Genomic DNA, 13908 nt, shown 5'->3' with positions numbered 1-13908 from the left:
CGCCTTGACCGAATCTTCACACGATCTCCATCCAGAACGCTCGGGTGGCCGGTCACCATGGGCGGTCGAGTCGGACACGGGAGGTACCTCATGCTCGGATGGGTCGCATTGTCGGTCGGCGCCGTGGTCGTCACCGCACTGTGGGCGTCGACCCTGCTCCTGGTCACTGCCCTGTTCGGGCCGTCGCCCTCGGCGGACGACCGGTGAAGGAGTTGTCACGGCGGGCATTTCTCATCGGTTCGGTCCTGGCCGGCGCGGGTGCGGTGACCGCCTGCAGCGAGCCGGCGCCCTCGGGGGTGCCGGTGTCGGCGTCGGATCCGGCGATCCGGGACCTGGAGGCCGAGCGCCAGCGACCAGGCCAGCAGGTGGTGAACGCTCGGCTGTCCCCGCGCCCGGTGGAGGTCGATCTCGGTGGTCTCGTGGTGTCGACCTGGGCATTTGCTGACACTGTTCCGGGTCCGGTCCTGCGGGCCCGGGCAGGAGATCTGCTGCAAGTCGAGGTGGATAACCAGCTCGACCAGGAGACGAGCGTGCACTGGCACGGCATCGCCCTGCGCAACGATATGGACGGAGTGCCCGGTCTGACCCAGGACCCGATCCATCCGGGCGCCCGGTTCACCTACGACTTCACAGTCCCCCACGCCGGGACTCATTGGTACCACTCACACTCCGGGCTGCAGCTCGACCGGGGCCTGTACGGTCCGCTGATCATCGACGATCCCGCCGACCCCGGGGACTATGACCACGAATGGATCGTCGTCCTCGACGACTGGATCGACGGCATCGACGGCACGCCCGAGGACGCCGCCGGGCGAGTGGGCATGGATGCCCCCGGCGCTCGGGGCCGGCCGATGGCCGGAATGGGGCACGGCCAGATGGGGGGCGCACGGTCCAGCAACCCGATGATGACCTCCCGGTTGCTCGGTGTCGCCGGGGACGTCCACTATCCGCACTACTTGGTCAACGGCCGAGTCCCGGCCGATCCGGTCTCGTGGACTGCCAGCCCGGGCCAACGCGCGAAGATCCGGATCATCAACGCCGGGGCGGACACGTTCTTCCGCGTCGCCCTCGGCGGACACACGATGACCGTCACCGACACCGACGGCTTTCCCACCGCTCCCCAGGAGACGGAGGCGATCCTGCTCGGAATGGGCGAGAGGGTCGACGCCGTGGTCACGCTGACAGACGGGGTGTTTCCCCTCTTCGCCGAGGCAGAAGGCAAGAACGGGTACGGGTACGCCCTCGTGCGCACCGGGGCCGGCGAGCTACCCGCCGACCCGCGCCCCGGCGAACTCGACGGACCGGTGCTGCTGGCCGCGGATCTGACCCCAGCGCCGGACTCTCGACTGCCCGGCCGAGGGCACGACCGCTACCTCAGCGTCGACATGGGCGGCAGCATGATGCCGTATCGCTGGACACTCAACGGGCAAACCCACCCCGACACCACGCCGTTGGAGGTCTCCCGCGGCGACCGGGTCCGGATGCGGCTGCGCAACATGTCCGACATGGCCCACCCGATGCACCTTCACGGTCACACCTTCGCCCTCGCCGACAGCGGGCTGCGCAAAGACACCGTCACGATCCGCCCCATGCGGACTATCGAGATCGAGTTCGACGCGAACAACCCCGGCCAATGGGCCTTCCACTGCCACAACGCCTACCACCAGGAAGCCGGAATGATGACCACCTTGTCCTACCTCGCCTGACCACCACCCGATCGACACACCACCCGATCTTGACGCCGACCCGAAAGGACATCGACCACGATGACCCGCACCACTCTGCTCCTGCCCGCAGCCCTGACCGCCGTTGCCCTGACGCTGTCCGCCTGCACCGACAGCACCGACAGCACCGAAGCCTCGCCCGCCGCGCCCACCACCGTGGCCGGCGCCACCACATCCGTGGCCGGCACCGTTGCCTCTGGCCAGGACGAGGAGCATTCGCAGGCCGACGTGATGTTCGCGCAGATGATGCTCCCGCACCACCAGCAGGCGATCGAGATGAGCGACATCATCCTGGCCAAGGACGACATCCCCGCCGACGTCGCGGCGCTCGCCGAGGAGATCAAGGCTGCCCAGGGCCCCGAGATCGCGCAGCTGACCGACTGGCTGGAGCAGTGGGGCGAGGCGACCGAACCGCAGGATGGTCACGGCGGTCACGACATGTCCATGATGGAGGGAATGCTCTCCGACGACGAACTAGAACAGCTGTCCGACGCACAGGGAGCCGACGCCGCCCGGATGTTTTTGGAGCAGATGATCGCCCATCACCAGGGCGCCATCGCCATGGCCGAGGAGGAGGTCGAAGGTGGCCGCTACCAGCCTGCGGTCGAGTTGGCCCAGACCATCATCGACACCCAGCAGCAGGAGATCGACACCATGCGCGACCTGCTCACCTCGCTCTAACCACCCGATCGCCATGGGCCACACCGGCCCGGAACGACACCCGAGACACCACACCACGCGGAGAGGAAAATCCATGTTCTCCACAACGCGCTCTGCGCTCCCGCTCACGGCCGTCAAGGAAGCGTGTTCGTGCTGCTCCACGCCCACGGACCTAGAACGAATCGCCGCCACCGGCCGTCCGCAGGCTGACGATGACGCCGCCGTGGCCGCCGGCGCTCACACGAAAGTAGCCAAATGAGTCAGCCACACGATCACCACCACCATGATCGCCGCGGCGGACCCGGTGACGGTTCGGCCGGCCGCCCCGACGAGATGGCCACCTCGGTAGCCGAACATCATCACCCGGGCGCAGCTGACGACGCGGCGGGCCACGGCCACACCGGACAGCATCACTCCGGTCATGAAGACCACGGCGGTCATGCGGGGCACGCAGACCACGTCGGGCAGTTCCGGCGGCTGTTCTGGATCATGCTCGTTTTGGCAGTGCCGGTGGTCGGCTTCAATGACATGTTCGCCGACCTCATCGGCTACCAGCTGCCGGAGGCCGGCTGGGTGTGGTGGGTCTCCCCCGCCCTGGGCACGGTGATTTATCTCTGGGGCGGTCGGCCGTTCCTGACCGGCGCGCTGTCCGAGCTCCGCGCTCGCCAGCCCGGCATGATGCTCCTGATCGGCCTGGCGATCACGGTGGCGTTCATCGCCTCCTGGGGCGCTACCCTGCGCATCCTGGATCATGAGCTGAACTTCTGGTGGGAACTGGCCCTGCTGGTGGTGATCATGCTGCTGGGCCACTGGATCGAGATGCGCTCCCTGGCGCAGACCACCTCCGCGCTCGACTCCCTGGCGGCGCTGCTGCCGGATGAGGCCGAGAAGGTCGACGATGACGACGTCGTCATCGTCTCCCCGGCCGACCTGGTGGTCGGCGACGTGGTGATCGTCCGCCCCGGTGCTTCTGTGCCCGCCGACGGCACGATCATCGACGGCTCGGCCAGCATGGACGAATCCATGGTCACCGGCGAATCCAAGGCGGTCCGCCGCGGCATCGGCGAGCAGGTCGTCGCAGGCACCGTGGCCACTGACTCCGGCCTGCGCGTGAAGGTCTCGGCGACAGGGGACGACACCGCTCTGGCCGGAATTCAGAGGCTGGTGGCCGACGCACAGGCATCCTCCTCGCGGGCCCAGCGCATCGCCGACACCGCGGCCGGCTGGTTGTTCTGGTTCGCCCTCGCATCGGCCGTGATCACCGCGATCATCTGGAGCGCTCTCGGGTTGCCGGACGCGGGTGTGGTGCGCACGATCACCGTGCTGGTCATCGCCTGCCCCCACGCGCTGGGATTGGCGATCCCGCTGGTGGTCTCCATCGCCACCGAACGCGCCGCCCGCGGCGGCGTACTGATCAAGGACCGCCTCGCGCTCGAGTCGATGCGCACCGTCGACGCCGTCCTGTTCGACAAGACCGGCACCCTGACCAAGGGCGAACCCACCGTCACCGGAATCGAATCAATAGACGGGCACACCGCCAACGAGGTGCTTGCCCTGGCTGCAGCCGCCGAGTCCGACAGTGAGCACCCGCTGGCCAGAGCCGTGGTCGGGGCCGCACAGACCCGCGACCTGACCGTGTCGAAGGCGACCGACTTCTCCTCCTCCCCGGCCGTGGGCGTCAAGGCCACGGTGAACGGCACCGTGGTCGAAGTCGGCGGCCCCCACCTGCTCGATCAGCACGGACGCAATGAACTCCCCATCGCCGACCAGTGGCGAGGCGAGGGCGCGATCATCCTGCACATCCTCGCCGAGGGCCGGGTGATCGGCGCGCTGCGGCTGGCCGACGAGATCCGGCCGGAATCCCGGGACGCCGTCGACGCCCTGCATGCCGCCGGAGCCCAAGTCGTCATGATCACCGGCGATGCTCGCGCCGTGGCCGACACCGTCGCCGCCGAACTCGGCATCGACCGGGTCTTCGCCGGGGTCCGGCCAGAAGACAAGGCCGCCAAAGTCGCCGAACTGCAGTCCGAAGGCAAGAAGGTCGCCATGGTCGGCGACGGGGTCAACGACGCGCCCGCACTGGCCCAAGCCGACGTCGGCATCGCCATCGGCGCCGGGACCGACGTGGCGATCGGCTCCGCCGGCGTCATCCTGGCCTCATCGGATCCCCGCTCTGTGCTCTCGGTCATCGAACTCTCCCGGGCGAGCTACCGCAAGATGAAGCAGAACCTGTGGTGGGCCGCCGGCTACAACCTCGCCGCCGTGCCCCTGGCCGCAGGTGTCCTGGCCCCGATCGGATTCGTACTGCCCATGGGCGTCGGCGCCATCCTCATGTCCGCCTCCACCGTCGTCGTTGCTCTCAACGCGCAGCTGCTGCGCCGTCTCGACCTCCGCCCGGACACCGTCACCACAGCGATGCAACGAGGATGAATCCGATGAACACCACCCACTCCACTCGGAGACGAGCCGCGATCGCGCTCGTTGCCGCCGCTGCCCTGACCCTGACCGGCTGCTCGCCCGGGCCCGCCGAAAATGCAGTACCCAACTGGCCTCCCGCGTCGTTGGAGCACTACGACCTCGCCGGCCTCGACGCACCCCAGATCATCAACACGCTCGACACCATGCCGGTGGCCGACAGGCCGAACGATCTGATCGCCTCGGTGCAGCCGACAGAGCTGGTCTTGACCAGTGGCGATGAGAGCCTCGAGACGATTCCTATTCCAGAGGACCAGTTCTATCTGTCAGTGGCTCCGTATTACACGAGCACCCACCCCTGCCGATTCCACAGCCTGACCACTTGCCTCGGCGAGATCGCCAACGAACAGGTGCACGTCACAGTCACCGATAACGCCTCCGGTGACACCCTCATCGACGAACCGCGCACCACCTACGACAACGGCTTCCTCGGGCTCTGGCTACCGCGAGGCATCACGGCCACGCTCACCATCGACCACGACGGCAGAACGGCCACCGCTCCGATCTCCACGGGCGACGACGACCTCACCTGCCTGACCACTATGCAACTCGCCTGACATCCCCACTCGCGCCGATATCGCCACCGACGCGGCCACCCACCGGCAGGAAGGTAGTGCGGTCAGCATGGACCACAGCACACAGTCCCAAGACAAGCTCACTCTCACCGGATCCGTCGCACTGGGAACCGGGGTAATGATCGGAGCCGGCATCTTCGCCCTGGTGGGCCAGGTCGCGGAATTGGCCGGCGGCTGGGTGCCGTGGGCGTTCCTCGCCGGCGCGGTGGTGGTGGCGTTCAGTTCCTACTCCTACATCCGGTACTCGGCCACCAACCCGTCCTCGGGCGGGATCGCGATGTTGCTCAAGGCCGCCTACGGGCCCGGGGTGGCGGCCGGCACGTTCTCCCTGTTCATGTACGTGTCGATGATCCTCGCCGAGTCCCTGCTGGGGCGGACCTTCGGCACCTACGTGCTGCGGCCGTTCGGCATGCAGGACTCCTCCCTGTGGGTGCCCGTGCTGGCAGTTCTCGCCATCTCCGCCGCCGCGCTGGTCAACCTGGTGGGCAACCAGTGGGTCGAGCGCTCAGCCACCGCTACCGCGGCGCTCAAGATCGTGGGCATCGCGGTGCTGGCGATCGGTGGCATCCTGGCCGCGGGCGTGTCCTCGCTGGGCCGGCTGGTCACCGTCGCCGACCGCACCCCACCGGACCACGGCTGGATGGGATTCCTGGCCGGGGTGACCCTGTGCATCCTGGCCTACAAGGGCTTCACCACGATCACCAACCAGGGTGCGGACCTGCGGGACCCGGAGCGCAATATCGGCCGCTCCATCATGATCTCGATCGCCCTGTGCACCGTCCTCTACTTGCTGATCACCGTCGCAGTGACCGCCAGCCTGACCGTGCCGCAGATCATCGGGGCCCGCGACTATGCCCTCGCCGAGGCGGCCGAGCCGATGTTCGGATCCTGGGGCGTCACGCTGACCGTGATCATCGCGGTGGTGGCGACGCTGTCAGGACTCATCGCGAGCTTGTTCTCGGTCTCCAAGCTCTACGACATGCTCCGCGACATGGGGCAGGTGCCGGGCCTGCCCGGGGCCGGCGGACACCAGTCGCTCTACATCACAGCCGGCCTGGCGATCCTCATGGCAGCCTTCTTCGACCTGTCACAGATCGCCTCCCTGGGGGCGATCTTGTACCTGGCAATGGACATCGCCATCCATTACGGGATCGTCCGACGCCTCAAGGACGACGTCAATGCCAAGGCGTGGATCCCGTGGGTCGCGATCGTCCTCGACGTCGCAGTGCTCGTACCCTTCCTCCTCCTCAAGGCGCAATCAGACCCGCTCACGCTGGGCATCACCGCCATCGTGGCCCTAGTCATCATCGCAGCGCAGTGGCTCACCGTGCGTCACCGCTCGGAACAATGATCCGCCCCCCTGCCAAAAGCAGCTACAACGGGTACTGGACGCTTGCTATTACAAAGATTCTGCGAAGGTCGGCCCGAGGGACTGTAGCCAGCACTGCGCATCAGTAGCGTCGGCGTCAGCTGGGCGCCTCCAGCGACGACTCGGAGAAGAAGGGAGCACATCGATGTCTCACATCACTTCAATGATCGAAACCCACCCCAACGACGCTTCCGGCATAGACGTGCAGAAGCTTGCCGACTGCATCGCTGCGTGTTTCGAATGCGCACAGACTTGCACCTCGTGCGCTGATGCCTGCCTGGCCGAAGAGATGGTCGCAGACCTACGGAACTGCATTCGCCTCAACCTTGACTGCGCCGATCTCTGCGCAACCACCGGCAATATCCTCAGCCGTCGCACTGGGCAGAACCTCGCCACGGTCAAGACCGCGCTCGAGGCATGCCGGACAGCATGCGCAGAATGTGCTACCGAGTGTAGGAAGCACGAGGACATGCATGAGCATTGTCGAGTCTGCGCCGAAGCCTGCCGCAAATGCGAACAGGCCTGCACCGAACTCCTGTCCGCGATCAGCTAACGATCATTGCCCGGCCTGGTCGGTCGCACGACAATCGACCAGGCTGGGCCACCCGCCGATATCCAGGTTTTATGTCAACCCGACCAGGCTGAGTCACGTCTGGAAGGTCGCCACTCCTCTCGTCCGCGAACCGGCACGAATTTCGTTCGGCCCGCTCCGGACGGCGGCTACAGCACGTAGCTGTAGGAGTACCACGGCCCTCCGAGGTGCTCTACCTGCAGATCTTTTACTCCAGGTTCGAACGTGGGAGGCCCCTATAGGGAATGTGCCCACCCGCGCATGTGAAATCCGAAGACGAAGTCGGCATCGCTGACCACGACCACCCCGTCCTCTCGGTGGCTGAGCTTCCAGACCTCCACGTGCCCTACTTGCCGTGGGGTGTCGAAGCCGTAGTGCTCCGACCAACCCGGCGGATGGGAGCGAGCCTGCGCAACAGCATTCTCCATCTCTGAGCGAGAGGAATCGAACCCTTTTGGGACCGCTGCTCCAATCGCCAGCACCACGGCCACACCAGCCACGAAAAGGGCCGGAGGGGCCCCGAGCCACCACGTTCGTAGCTGCCGGAATCGCCACGCCACCAGCACCGCGATCAGCCACGCCAGGCCCGCGATCATCAGCGCCCAGCCGACCTTCTTGCCCCACACGGGTATATCGTCGTCTGGCGGGTTCGCCTGCGACAGATAGTCAACGGCGTGCCACAGGATCTCGTTTTCTTGCCCCTAAAAGTGGAGTCCACTGTGGCCGTCACGCGGCAACGATTCTCGGCGGCTCGCGGCATCGTCCGGCCTCGAAACCAGCGACTTTCCATGACCAAGGTCATTGCGGCGTTCCTTGCGGTGCCAATGTCTCGGTGACGCGAACACTCAGTTCCGGCTTGTCGTGGCCTTCGGTGTGGGTGTATGTCCCGAGATGGGACCACATCGAGTCCACGAGCGGCTGGAGGAACAAACGGCCCAGCTGAGTGACGATGACGTCGACCACCTGAACAGCATCGGCGCGGACCCTAGACGCCGCGCCAGATTCCCGCATAGCCGCCACTTCCCGGTGTGTCAGCTCGGTGAGTCGCTCGAGTAACTCACCTCGCTGACCGCCGGGATCTAGCAACGCGCGGCGCAGGTAGTTCACCACCTCGGGACGCCTGACCAGCATGTCGGCAACCGCGTCGTTGCGGATCCGGGCGATGTCGGCGCCTGGGATGTCCACGGGCGCCGAGGCAAGTGCGGTAGCGAAATGCTCTACGACCAGTCGCTCGACCGCCTCGCGAAGGCCGTCCTTCGTGCCGTAGTGATGGACCACGAGACCCACCGTCACTCCGGCCGCGGTTGCCACGGTTCGCAACGAAGTGCCGTCCTCGCCGTTGGCGGCGTAGAGATCCAGTGCGGCGTTGCGGATGCGCGCCTTGGCAGTGAGATCCTGGCCCGCGGCGCCTGGTGCGGAACGATTCACGCGGTTCCCCTTCAGTTGCGGTCGAGCCTACGGACCCCAAACTAGACTATACGTCGGTACCGCTTACTGTATGTTCGTACAGTACAAGGTGTCCCGGCTCAGTCGGCCTTGTCGACCTGACTATCGTGCCGTCGACAGCCAGTTGCTCAGGCCACCCGCATCGGGCCTCAGGGCCCCTTGGACGTCCCGGTCAAAGGTTGGGTCACGGGTCGGACGTGCGGGTGTCGGCGATATCTCCGTCGCCACAAGCCGAGGTATCGCACCCAGTACAACTTCATCGACAGGAAGGTCTGGACATGGACACATTTCGCGACAAGGCCGGCGAGCCGATAGGTACCGATATCGACAACTGGGTGGCCTCGTTCACGCGCATGGAATCCGGTTCCTCCGAGCTTCCTCCCCACCACCCCAACTGCCTTGGCTGTGGACCAGAGAACCCGAATGGTCACTTCCTCTCGGTACGGCGTGACGGAGACGGCGTCGTCGCACACCACCAGTTCGACCAGCGCCACGTCGGGGCACCGGGCATTGCACACGGCGGCGCGGTAGCGACCGTGATTGACGACCTATTCGGCTTCTTGCTGTATTCGGTCGGCGAGCTCGCCGTGACGCGCCGTCTCGAGCTCGACTATCTTGCGCCAGCACTACTCGACACCCCCTACATCCTGCGCGCTGCAGTTCGGTCTCGCGATGGCCGGAAATTGGACCTCAAGTCCACGATGGAGGATGCAGAGGGCCGCACTGTTATTACTGCCACTGCCCTGTTCATCGTGGTCGAGGTTGAACACTTTTTGCAGTCACAGAGAAACTCGAGGACTTAGGCCAAACTCACCGCCGCGAGCACCAGGCCCGAATACGTCGAGGGTGTCGGCGGAGCCTGAAGCTATTGAACGCCACTCCCAAAGAAAGGGCGAAGCTGAAGGCACCGTGCATTGCCAGTTGCCCTGTACGAGTCAACCAAGTGGCAGCGCTACCTACGACGGAACCCCGTCGGCGGGTGGCCGGTCCAGTGCTTGAAAGCGTGTGAAAAGCTGGCGAGGTCGCTATATCCGAGGTCCGTGGCGATCTCGCTCGCGGACACAGATCCGTCCAGTAAACGAAGAATCGCGTACTCACGAATGACCGACTGGCGCAGTCCGCGATAGGTCATCCCTTCCTCAGAGAGGCGCCGCTTAAGTGTGCTCGTAGAGATGGAGAGTTCGTCTGCAATCCACTGACTTCCACAATCTGCGGGACGCTTCTCTATCAGACGTCTCACCTTGTCCGAATACGAGGCGATTTTACTCCGCTCGTCGAGCCTTCGCTGCAAGTCACTGATAGCGAGTCGATACGCCACGGGGTCAGAGAACCGGCAGACGTGATTGACCGCGTCAACGGGAAAATGCAGAATGGACAGTGAAGCGTCAAATACCAGGCGACCAGCTAACCGATCCTGATCCACGGGCAGACCTTCCGGAGCGGGCCAACCCAGTGAGAGTGTGATGTCTGGTGCATCGCCAACGAGTATATTCAGCAGCCTCAGCAGGACCGCACCACAGTAGGTGACCACTAGGGAGTCTAGGACTCGATCGCCCGTCTGCCCATTGAGCGCGACAGACACTCCGTGTCCACCTGCGTAGAACTGCGCACTCAGGGCTGGGGTTATTAGCGGCAGGTAGACAAGCAATTCCAATATCTCGCCTGCGGAACCTGCGCTTACTAGTGGGACGCTTAATGGTCCGAAGGACGTCAGATGAGCATGCTGGGCGAACGCCAAACCGAGGGTCGTTGCTTGGTCAACGTCGAGGTCGGGCAAGGCTTCCCTGATCCACCGCAGGGGAACTTGGGCGTTGATGGCGAGAAGTGACTCGACGTCGCTTCGCTCACGATCCATGATCTCGCGAAACCGTGCAACGGCGTCTTGCTCCAGAACTGGGCTCTCAAGTAACTGCGCGAACACGAGCGGTGGCACGCCCTCGCGATCAAGATTCATCGCCCCCGCCTTCTGAGCCAAATTAACAAGCTTCTGCCCTCAATCAACCTAGCCGCAGTCGTCGTTGTTAGCAATGCTGTGAGCAGCTATTACCCGAACAACCATGCAGGAGCCAGCGATGACAGTCGTAACCTTCGTCTCACATGAGGGAGAGAAGCACGTGGTGCCCTTAGAGGAGGGGCAGTCACTCATGCGGATCGCCGTCAACAACGCGGTGCCCGGGATTGACGCTGACTGCGGAGGCGAAGCCGCGTGCGGCACGTGTCATGTCATCGTTGATCCGCAGTGGTCCGAACAGGTCGGCCTCTCGGGAGCAAGTGAAGAGGAAATGCTCGCAATGAACCCGGAAAGGCTGCCGACCTCTCGACTGTCGTGCCAGATGACCGCGTCCGCGGATTGGGACGGCCTGGTCGTCCAGGTGCCAGAGTTCCAGATGTAACGACGAAGGGATCAAGAGTCGTGTCAAGCAATCATGTAGAAGTCGGGGACAGAATCCGGTCGGCCATCCCGATGGATCTTCAGATCCGGGGCGCCCATCTGTACGACAGGACTCGGCGCTGGGTGACAAGGACGAATGGGAAGAAGCTCTTCGTAGAGAGTCCCATTCCTCCCGTCGAGGATGTCGAGCTCGCCGACATCGACCTCAGTAATCCCTTTCTCTATCGCCAAGGCCGCTGGCAGTCCTACTATGAGCGCCTGCGAAACGAGGCTCCGGTCCACTTTCAGCCCAACAGTGCGTTCGGGCCGTTCTGGTCAGTGACCCGACATGAAGACATCATCGCGGTCGATAAGAACCATGAGGTCTTCTCCGCCGAGCCGATGATAGTGATCGGGGCCCCGCCTCGTTTTCTCGATATTGAGATGTTCATCGCGATGGACCCACCGCGCCACGACGTGCAGCGAGCAGCTGTGCAGGGGGTGGTGGCGCCGAAGAACCTGCGCGAGATGGAGACGCTCATTCGGTCTCGGGTTCGCGAGGTACTAGACGACTTGCCGGTGAATCAGCCGTTCGATTGGGTCCAGGCTGTCTCGATCGAACTGACAGCTCGAATGCTCGCGACGCTCTTGGACTTCCCATACGAGGAACGTCACAAACTCGTGTACTGGTCAGATATTGCAACTTCGTTCGAGGAAGCGAACGGTGGTCCTGCGGACCTCGACGAGACGTTCGACGGAATGCGCGAGATGGCGAGCGGTCTGAGTTCTCTGTGGTACGACAAGAAGGCTCGGTTAGCAGAGGGGGAGGAACCCGGTTTCGACCTGGTCACCATGCTGCAGAGCAACGAGAACACCAAGGATCTGATCGACCGCCCGATGGAATTCATGGGCAACTTTGTGCTGTTGATCGTCGGAGGGAACGACACGACCCGGAACTCGATGAGTGGTGGCGTTCTGGCGCTGAACCGGTTCCCAGACCAGTTCGAAAAGCTCAAGTCCAACCCTGACCTGATCCCCAACATGGTCTCCGAGATAATCCGGTGGCAAACGCCGCTGGCCTACATGCGCCGAATCGCCAAGACTGACACTATCTTGAACGGTCAGTTCATCCGTAAGGGTGACAAGGTCGTGATGTGGTACGCCTCAGGCAACCGCGACGAGCGTGTGTTCGAGCGGCCCGATGACTTCATCATCGACCGGGCCAACGTCCGCAACCACATCTCCTTCGGGTTCGGCGTACACCGGTGCATGGGCAACCGACTGGCCGAAATGCAGCTGCGGATCCTCTGGGAAGAGCTGCTCCCCCGCTTCGAGAACATCGAGGTCGTCGGCGAACCCGAGTACGTGCAGTCCAACTTCGTGCGGGGTATCAGCAAGATGATGGTGCGCCTCACCCCGAAATCCGGCACATGACATCGCAGCGAGCCCTCATCATCGGTGCCAGCCATGCCGGAGCCCAACTCGCGGCGAGCCTACGGCAGGACGGGTGGAGCGGTGAGATCGTCCTCATCGGCGAGGAGCCCACGGTGCCCTACCAGCGCCCGCCACTGTCGAAGGCGTATCTCGCCGGGAAAACCACCCTCGACGAGATCACCATCCGCAGTTCGGACTTCTACTCCAAGCAGCGAATCCAGCTTCTCAACGCGCACGTGGAGGCGATCGACCGCTCGGCTGGGCACATCGTTATGAGCACCGGCGACACACTGACATACGACAAGCTCGCGCTGTGCACGGGAGCCCGCCCTCGTCAGCTCCGCGTTCCTGGGGCCGATCTCGCCGGGGTCCATTACCTTCGTACCGCCGCAGACGTCGAGTTGATCCGCACGTCCGCCGCCCCCGGGCGGCGGGTGGTGATCGTCGGGGGCGGCTACATCGGACTTGAGACGGCCGCCTCACTACGGGCACTGGGCCTGGAAGTCACCGTGCTCGAGGCGACCACTCGCGTCCTCGAGCGGGTCACTGCTCCCGACGTATCAACGTTCTTCGAGCGGATCCACCGAGAGGAGGGCATCGATATCCGAACGGGCGCCAAAGTCGCAGCATTAGTCGGAGACGATTGCGTCCGGGAGGTCACACTATCTACTGGCGAGTCGATTCCGACTGATCTGGTCATCGTGGGTATCGGTGTTGAACCGAGAACAGAACTCGCCGAGGCGGCGGGCTTGACCCTGAACGATGGTGTGGTGATCGACGAGCACGCCCGAACCAGTGACCCAGCCATCGTTGCCGCCGGAGACTGTGCCAGCAAGTACATCTCTCGATACGGTCGCCGAGTCCGGCTGGAGTGCGTACCCGGAGCAACCGATCAGGCGAAACTCGCCGCGGCTACCCTTTGCGGGAAGTCCAAGAGCGCAGTGTCGCTGCCCTGGTTCTGGTCAGATCAATACGATCTCAAGCTGCAGATCGCCGGTCTCAACACCGGTTACGACGAAGTCGTCCTCAGCGGTGACCCCACCCGGGACCGCGACTTCAGCTGCTTCTACCTCCGTGATGGCGAACTCCTTGCTGCAGACTGCATCAATCGTCCCCGTGATTTCATGCTCAGCAAACAGGTCATCACACAGCAGCGTCCTTTCGTCCGGACCGATTTCGCCCATACGGGTTCTCCCGATTCCTTGCGCAATGGGTAAGCCAGTCCCGAGCGAGACTCGCACGGTCAGCGGCGGAGCCTCGACGAACGGCGCTGACATCCCACT

General features: G+C 64.2%; 14 protein-coding genes. 10 read left to right on the top strand and 4 right to left on the bottom strand.

The window, feature by feature from the left end; all coding sequences use genetic code 11:
- Positions 1–203: 203 nt before the first annotated feature.
- Positions 204–1706 (top strand): multicopper oxidase family protein, encoded by a 1503-nt coding sequence (locus VZF99_RS05480; protein ID WP_120285757.1) that lies wholly within the window; start codon positions 204–206, stop codon positions 1704–1706.
- Positions 1707–1766: 60 nt separating this feature from the next.
- Entirely contained in the window at positions 1767–2405 is a 639-nt protein-coding gene (locus VZF99_RS05475) for a DUF305 domain-containing protein (RefSeq protein WP_120285756.1), read from the top strand.
- A 216-nt stretch (positions 2406–2621) separates the two neighbouring features.
- Here VZF99_RS05475 and VZF99_RS05470 read toward each other — a convergent pair whose 3' ends face one another.
- On the bottom strand, positions 2622–2825 hold the full coding sequence (locus VZF99_RS05470) for a hypothetical protein (RefSeq protein ID WP_131885927.1): 204 nt from the start codon (positions 2823–2825) through the stop codon (positions 2622–2624).
- Positions 2826–2873: 48 nt separating this feature from the next.
- Here VZF99_RS05470 and VZF99_RS05465 point away from each other — a divergent pair, with 48 nt between their 5' ends.
- From VZF99_RS05465 to VZF99_RS05450, 4 genes are all read left to right on the top strand, one after another.
- Entirely contained in the window at positions 2874–4814 is a 1941-nt protein-coding gene (locus VZF99_RS05465; RefSeq protein ID WP_407335847.1) for a heavy metal translocating P-type ATPase, read from the top strand.
- A gap of 5 nt (positions 4815–4819) precedes the next feature.
- Positions 4820–5416: a CueP family metal-binding protein gene (locus VZF99_RS05460; protein WP_206473584.1), complete on the top strand. Its 597-nt coding sequence runs from the start codon at positions 4820–4822 to the stop codon at positions 5414–5416.
- Positions 5417–5483: 67 nt separating this feature from the next.
- Positions 5484–6785, top strand: a complete 1302-nt coding sequence (locus VZF99_RS05455; protein WP_259820994.1) for an APC family permease — start codon at positions 5484–5486, stop codon at positions 6783–6785.
- Positions 6786–6966: 181 nt separating this feature from the next.
- The gene (locus VZF99_RS05450) at positions 6967–7356 is read left to right on the top strand and encodes a four-helix bundle copper-binding protein (RefSeq protein WP_243699844.1); all 390 of its coding nucleotides are present in this window, start codon (positions 6967–6969) and stop codon (positions 7354–7356) included.
- Positions 7357–7610: 254 nt separating this feature from the next.
- Here VZF99_RS05450 and VZF99_RS05445 read toward each other — a convergent pair whose 3' ends face one another.
- Entirely contained in the window at positions 7611–8000 is a 390-nt protein-coding gene (locus VZF99_RS05445; protein WP_120283045.1) for a hypothetical protein, read from the bottom strand.
- A gap of 172 nt (positions 8001–8172) precedes the next feature.
- The gene (locus VZF99_RS05440) at positions 8173–8802 is read right to left on the bottom strand and encodes a TetR/AcrR family transcriptional regulator (protein ID WP_120283047.1); all 630 of its coding nucleotides are present in this window, start codon (positions 8800–8802) and stop codon (positions 8173–8175) included.
- Between the two features lie 296 nt (positions 8803–9098).
- Between VZF99_RS05440 and VZF99_RS05435 the strand changes: the two genes are divergently transcribed.
- Entirely contained in the window at positions 9099–9623 is a 525-nt protein-coding gene (locus VZF99_RS05435; RefSeq protein WP_120283049.1) for a PaaI family thioesterase, read from the top strand.
- A gap of 149 nt (positions 9624–9772) precedes the next feature.
- On the opposite strand, the gene VZF99_RS05430 is transcribed toward VZF99_RS05435, so the two are convergent.
- Positions 9773–10774 carry an AraC family transcriptional regulator gene (locus VZF99_RS05430; protein ID WP_120283061.1) on the bottom strand — a complete coding sequence of 334 codons (1002 nt, stop codon included), beginning with the start codon at positions 10772–10774 and terminating at the stop codon, positions 9773–9775.
- A gap of 118 nt (positions 10775–10892) precedes the next feature.
- Between VZF99_RS05430 and VZF99_RS05425 the strand changes: the two genes are divergently transcribed.
- The 3 genes from VZF99_RS05425 to VZF99_RS05415 all read left to right on the top strand — a co-directional run bounded on the left by VZF99_RS05425 (position 10893) and on the right by VZF99_RS05415 (position 13842).
- A complete protein-coding gene (locus tag VZF99_RS05425; protein WP_067718080.1) occupies positions 10893–11213 on the top strand; it encodes a 2Fe-2S iron-sulfur cluster-binding protein in 321 nt (106 codons plus the stop codon).
- Positions 11214–11284: 71 nt separating this feature from the next.
- Positions 11285–12625, top strand: coding sequence for a cytochrome P450 (locus VZF99_RS05420; RefSeq protein ID WP_067718083.1), 1341 nt, complete (start codon positions 11285–11287; stop codon positions 12623–12625).
- Positions 12622–13842 (top strand): NAD(P)/FAD-dependent oxidoreductase, encoded by a 1221-nt coding sequence (locus VZF99_RS05415; protein WP_120283051.1) that lies wholly within the window; start codon positions 12622–12624, stop codon positions 13840–13842. Before VZF99_RS05420 ends, VZF99_RS05415 begins: the two co-directional genes overlap by 4 nt.
- Positions 13843–13908 lie beyond the last annotated feature (66 nt).

Source organism: Dietzia kunjamensis, assembly GCF_045689975.1.
Taxonomy (GTDB): domain Bacteria; phylum Actinomycetota; class Actinomycetes; order Mycobacteriales; family Mycobacteriaceae; genus Dietzia; species Dietzia kunjamensis.
Note: the sequence above shows the minus strand (reverse complement) of the source record. Positions and strands in the feature narration are given on the sequence as shown.

Bases quoted from the DNA above. Each gene is read 5' to 3' on its own strand.
- VZF99_RS05435 (WP_120283049.1), top strand. From the start codon at position 9,099: ATGGACACATTTCGCGACAAGGCCGGCGAGCCGATAGGTACCGATATC.
- VZF99_RS05455 (WP_259820994.1), top strand. From the start codon at position 5,484: ATGGACCACAGCACACAGTCCCAAGACAAGCTCACTCTCACCGGATCC.
- VZF99_RS05420 (WP_067718083.1), top strand. From the start codon at position 11,285: ATGGATCTTCAGATCCGGGGCGCCCATCTGTACGACAGGACTCGGCGC.
- VZF99_RS05450 (WP_243699844.1), top strand. From the start codon at position 6,967: ATGATCGAAACCCACCCCAACGACGCTTCCGGCATAGACGTGCAGAAG.
- VZF99_RS05475 (WP_120285756.1), top strand. From the start codon at position 1,767: ATGACCCGCACCACTCTGCTCCTGCCCGCAGCCCTGACCGCCGTTGCC.
- VZF99_RS05415 (WP_120283051.1), top strand. From the start codon at position 12,622: ATGACATCGCAGCGAGCCCTCATCATCGGTGCCAGCCATGCCGGAGCC.
- VZF99_RS05425 (WP_067718080.1), top strand. From the start codon at position 10,893: ATGACAGTCGTAACCTTCGTCTCACATGAGGGAGAGAAGCACGTGGTG.
- VZF99_RS05470 (WP_131885927.1), bottom strand. From the start codon at position 2,825: ATGACCGCCGTGGTCTTCATGACCGGAGTGATGCTGTCCGGTGTGGCC.
- VZF99_RS05430 (WP_120283061.1), bottom strand. From the start codon at position 10,774: ATGAATCTTGATCGCGAGGGCGTGCCACCGCTCGTGTTCGCGCAGTTA.
- VZF99_RS05460 (WP_206473584.1), top strand. From the start codon at position 4,820: ATGAACACCACCCACTCCACTCGGAGACGAGCCGCGATCGCGCTCGTT.
- VZF99_RS05465 (WP_407335847.1), top strand. From the start codon at position 2,874: ATGCTCGTTTTGGCAGTGCCGGTGGTCGGCTTCAATGACATGTTCGCC.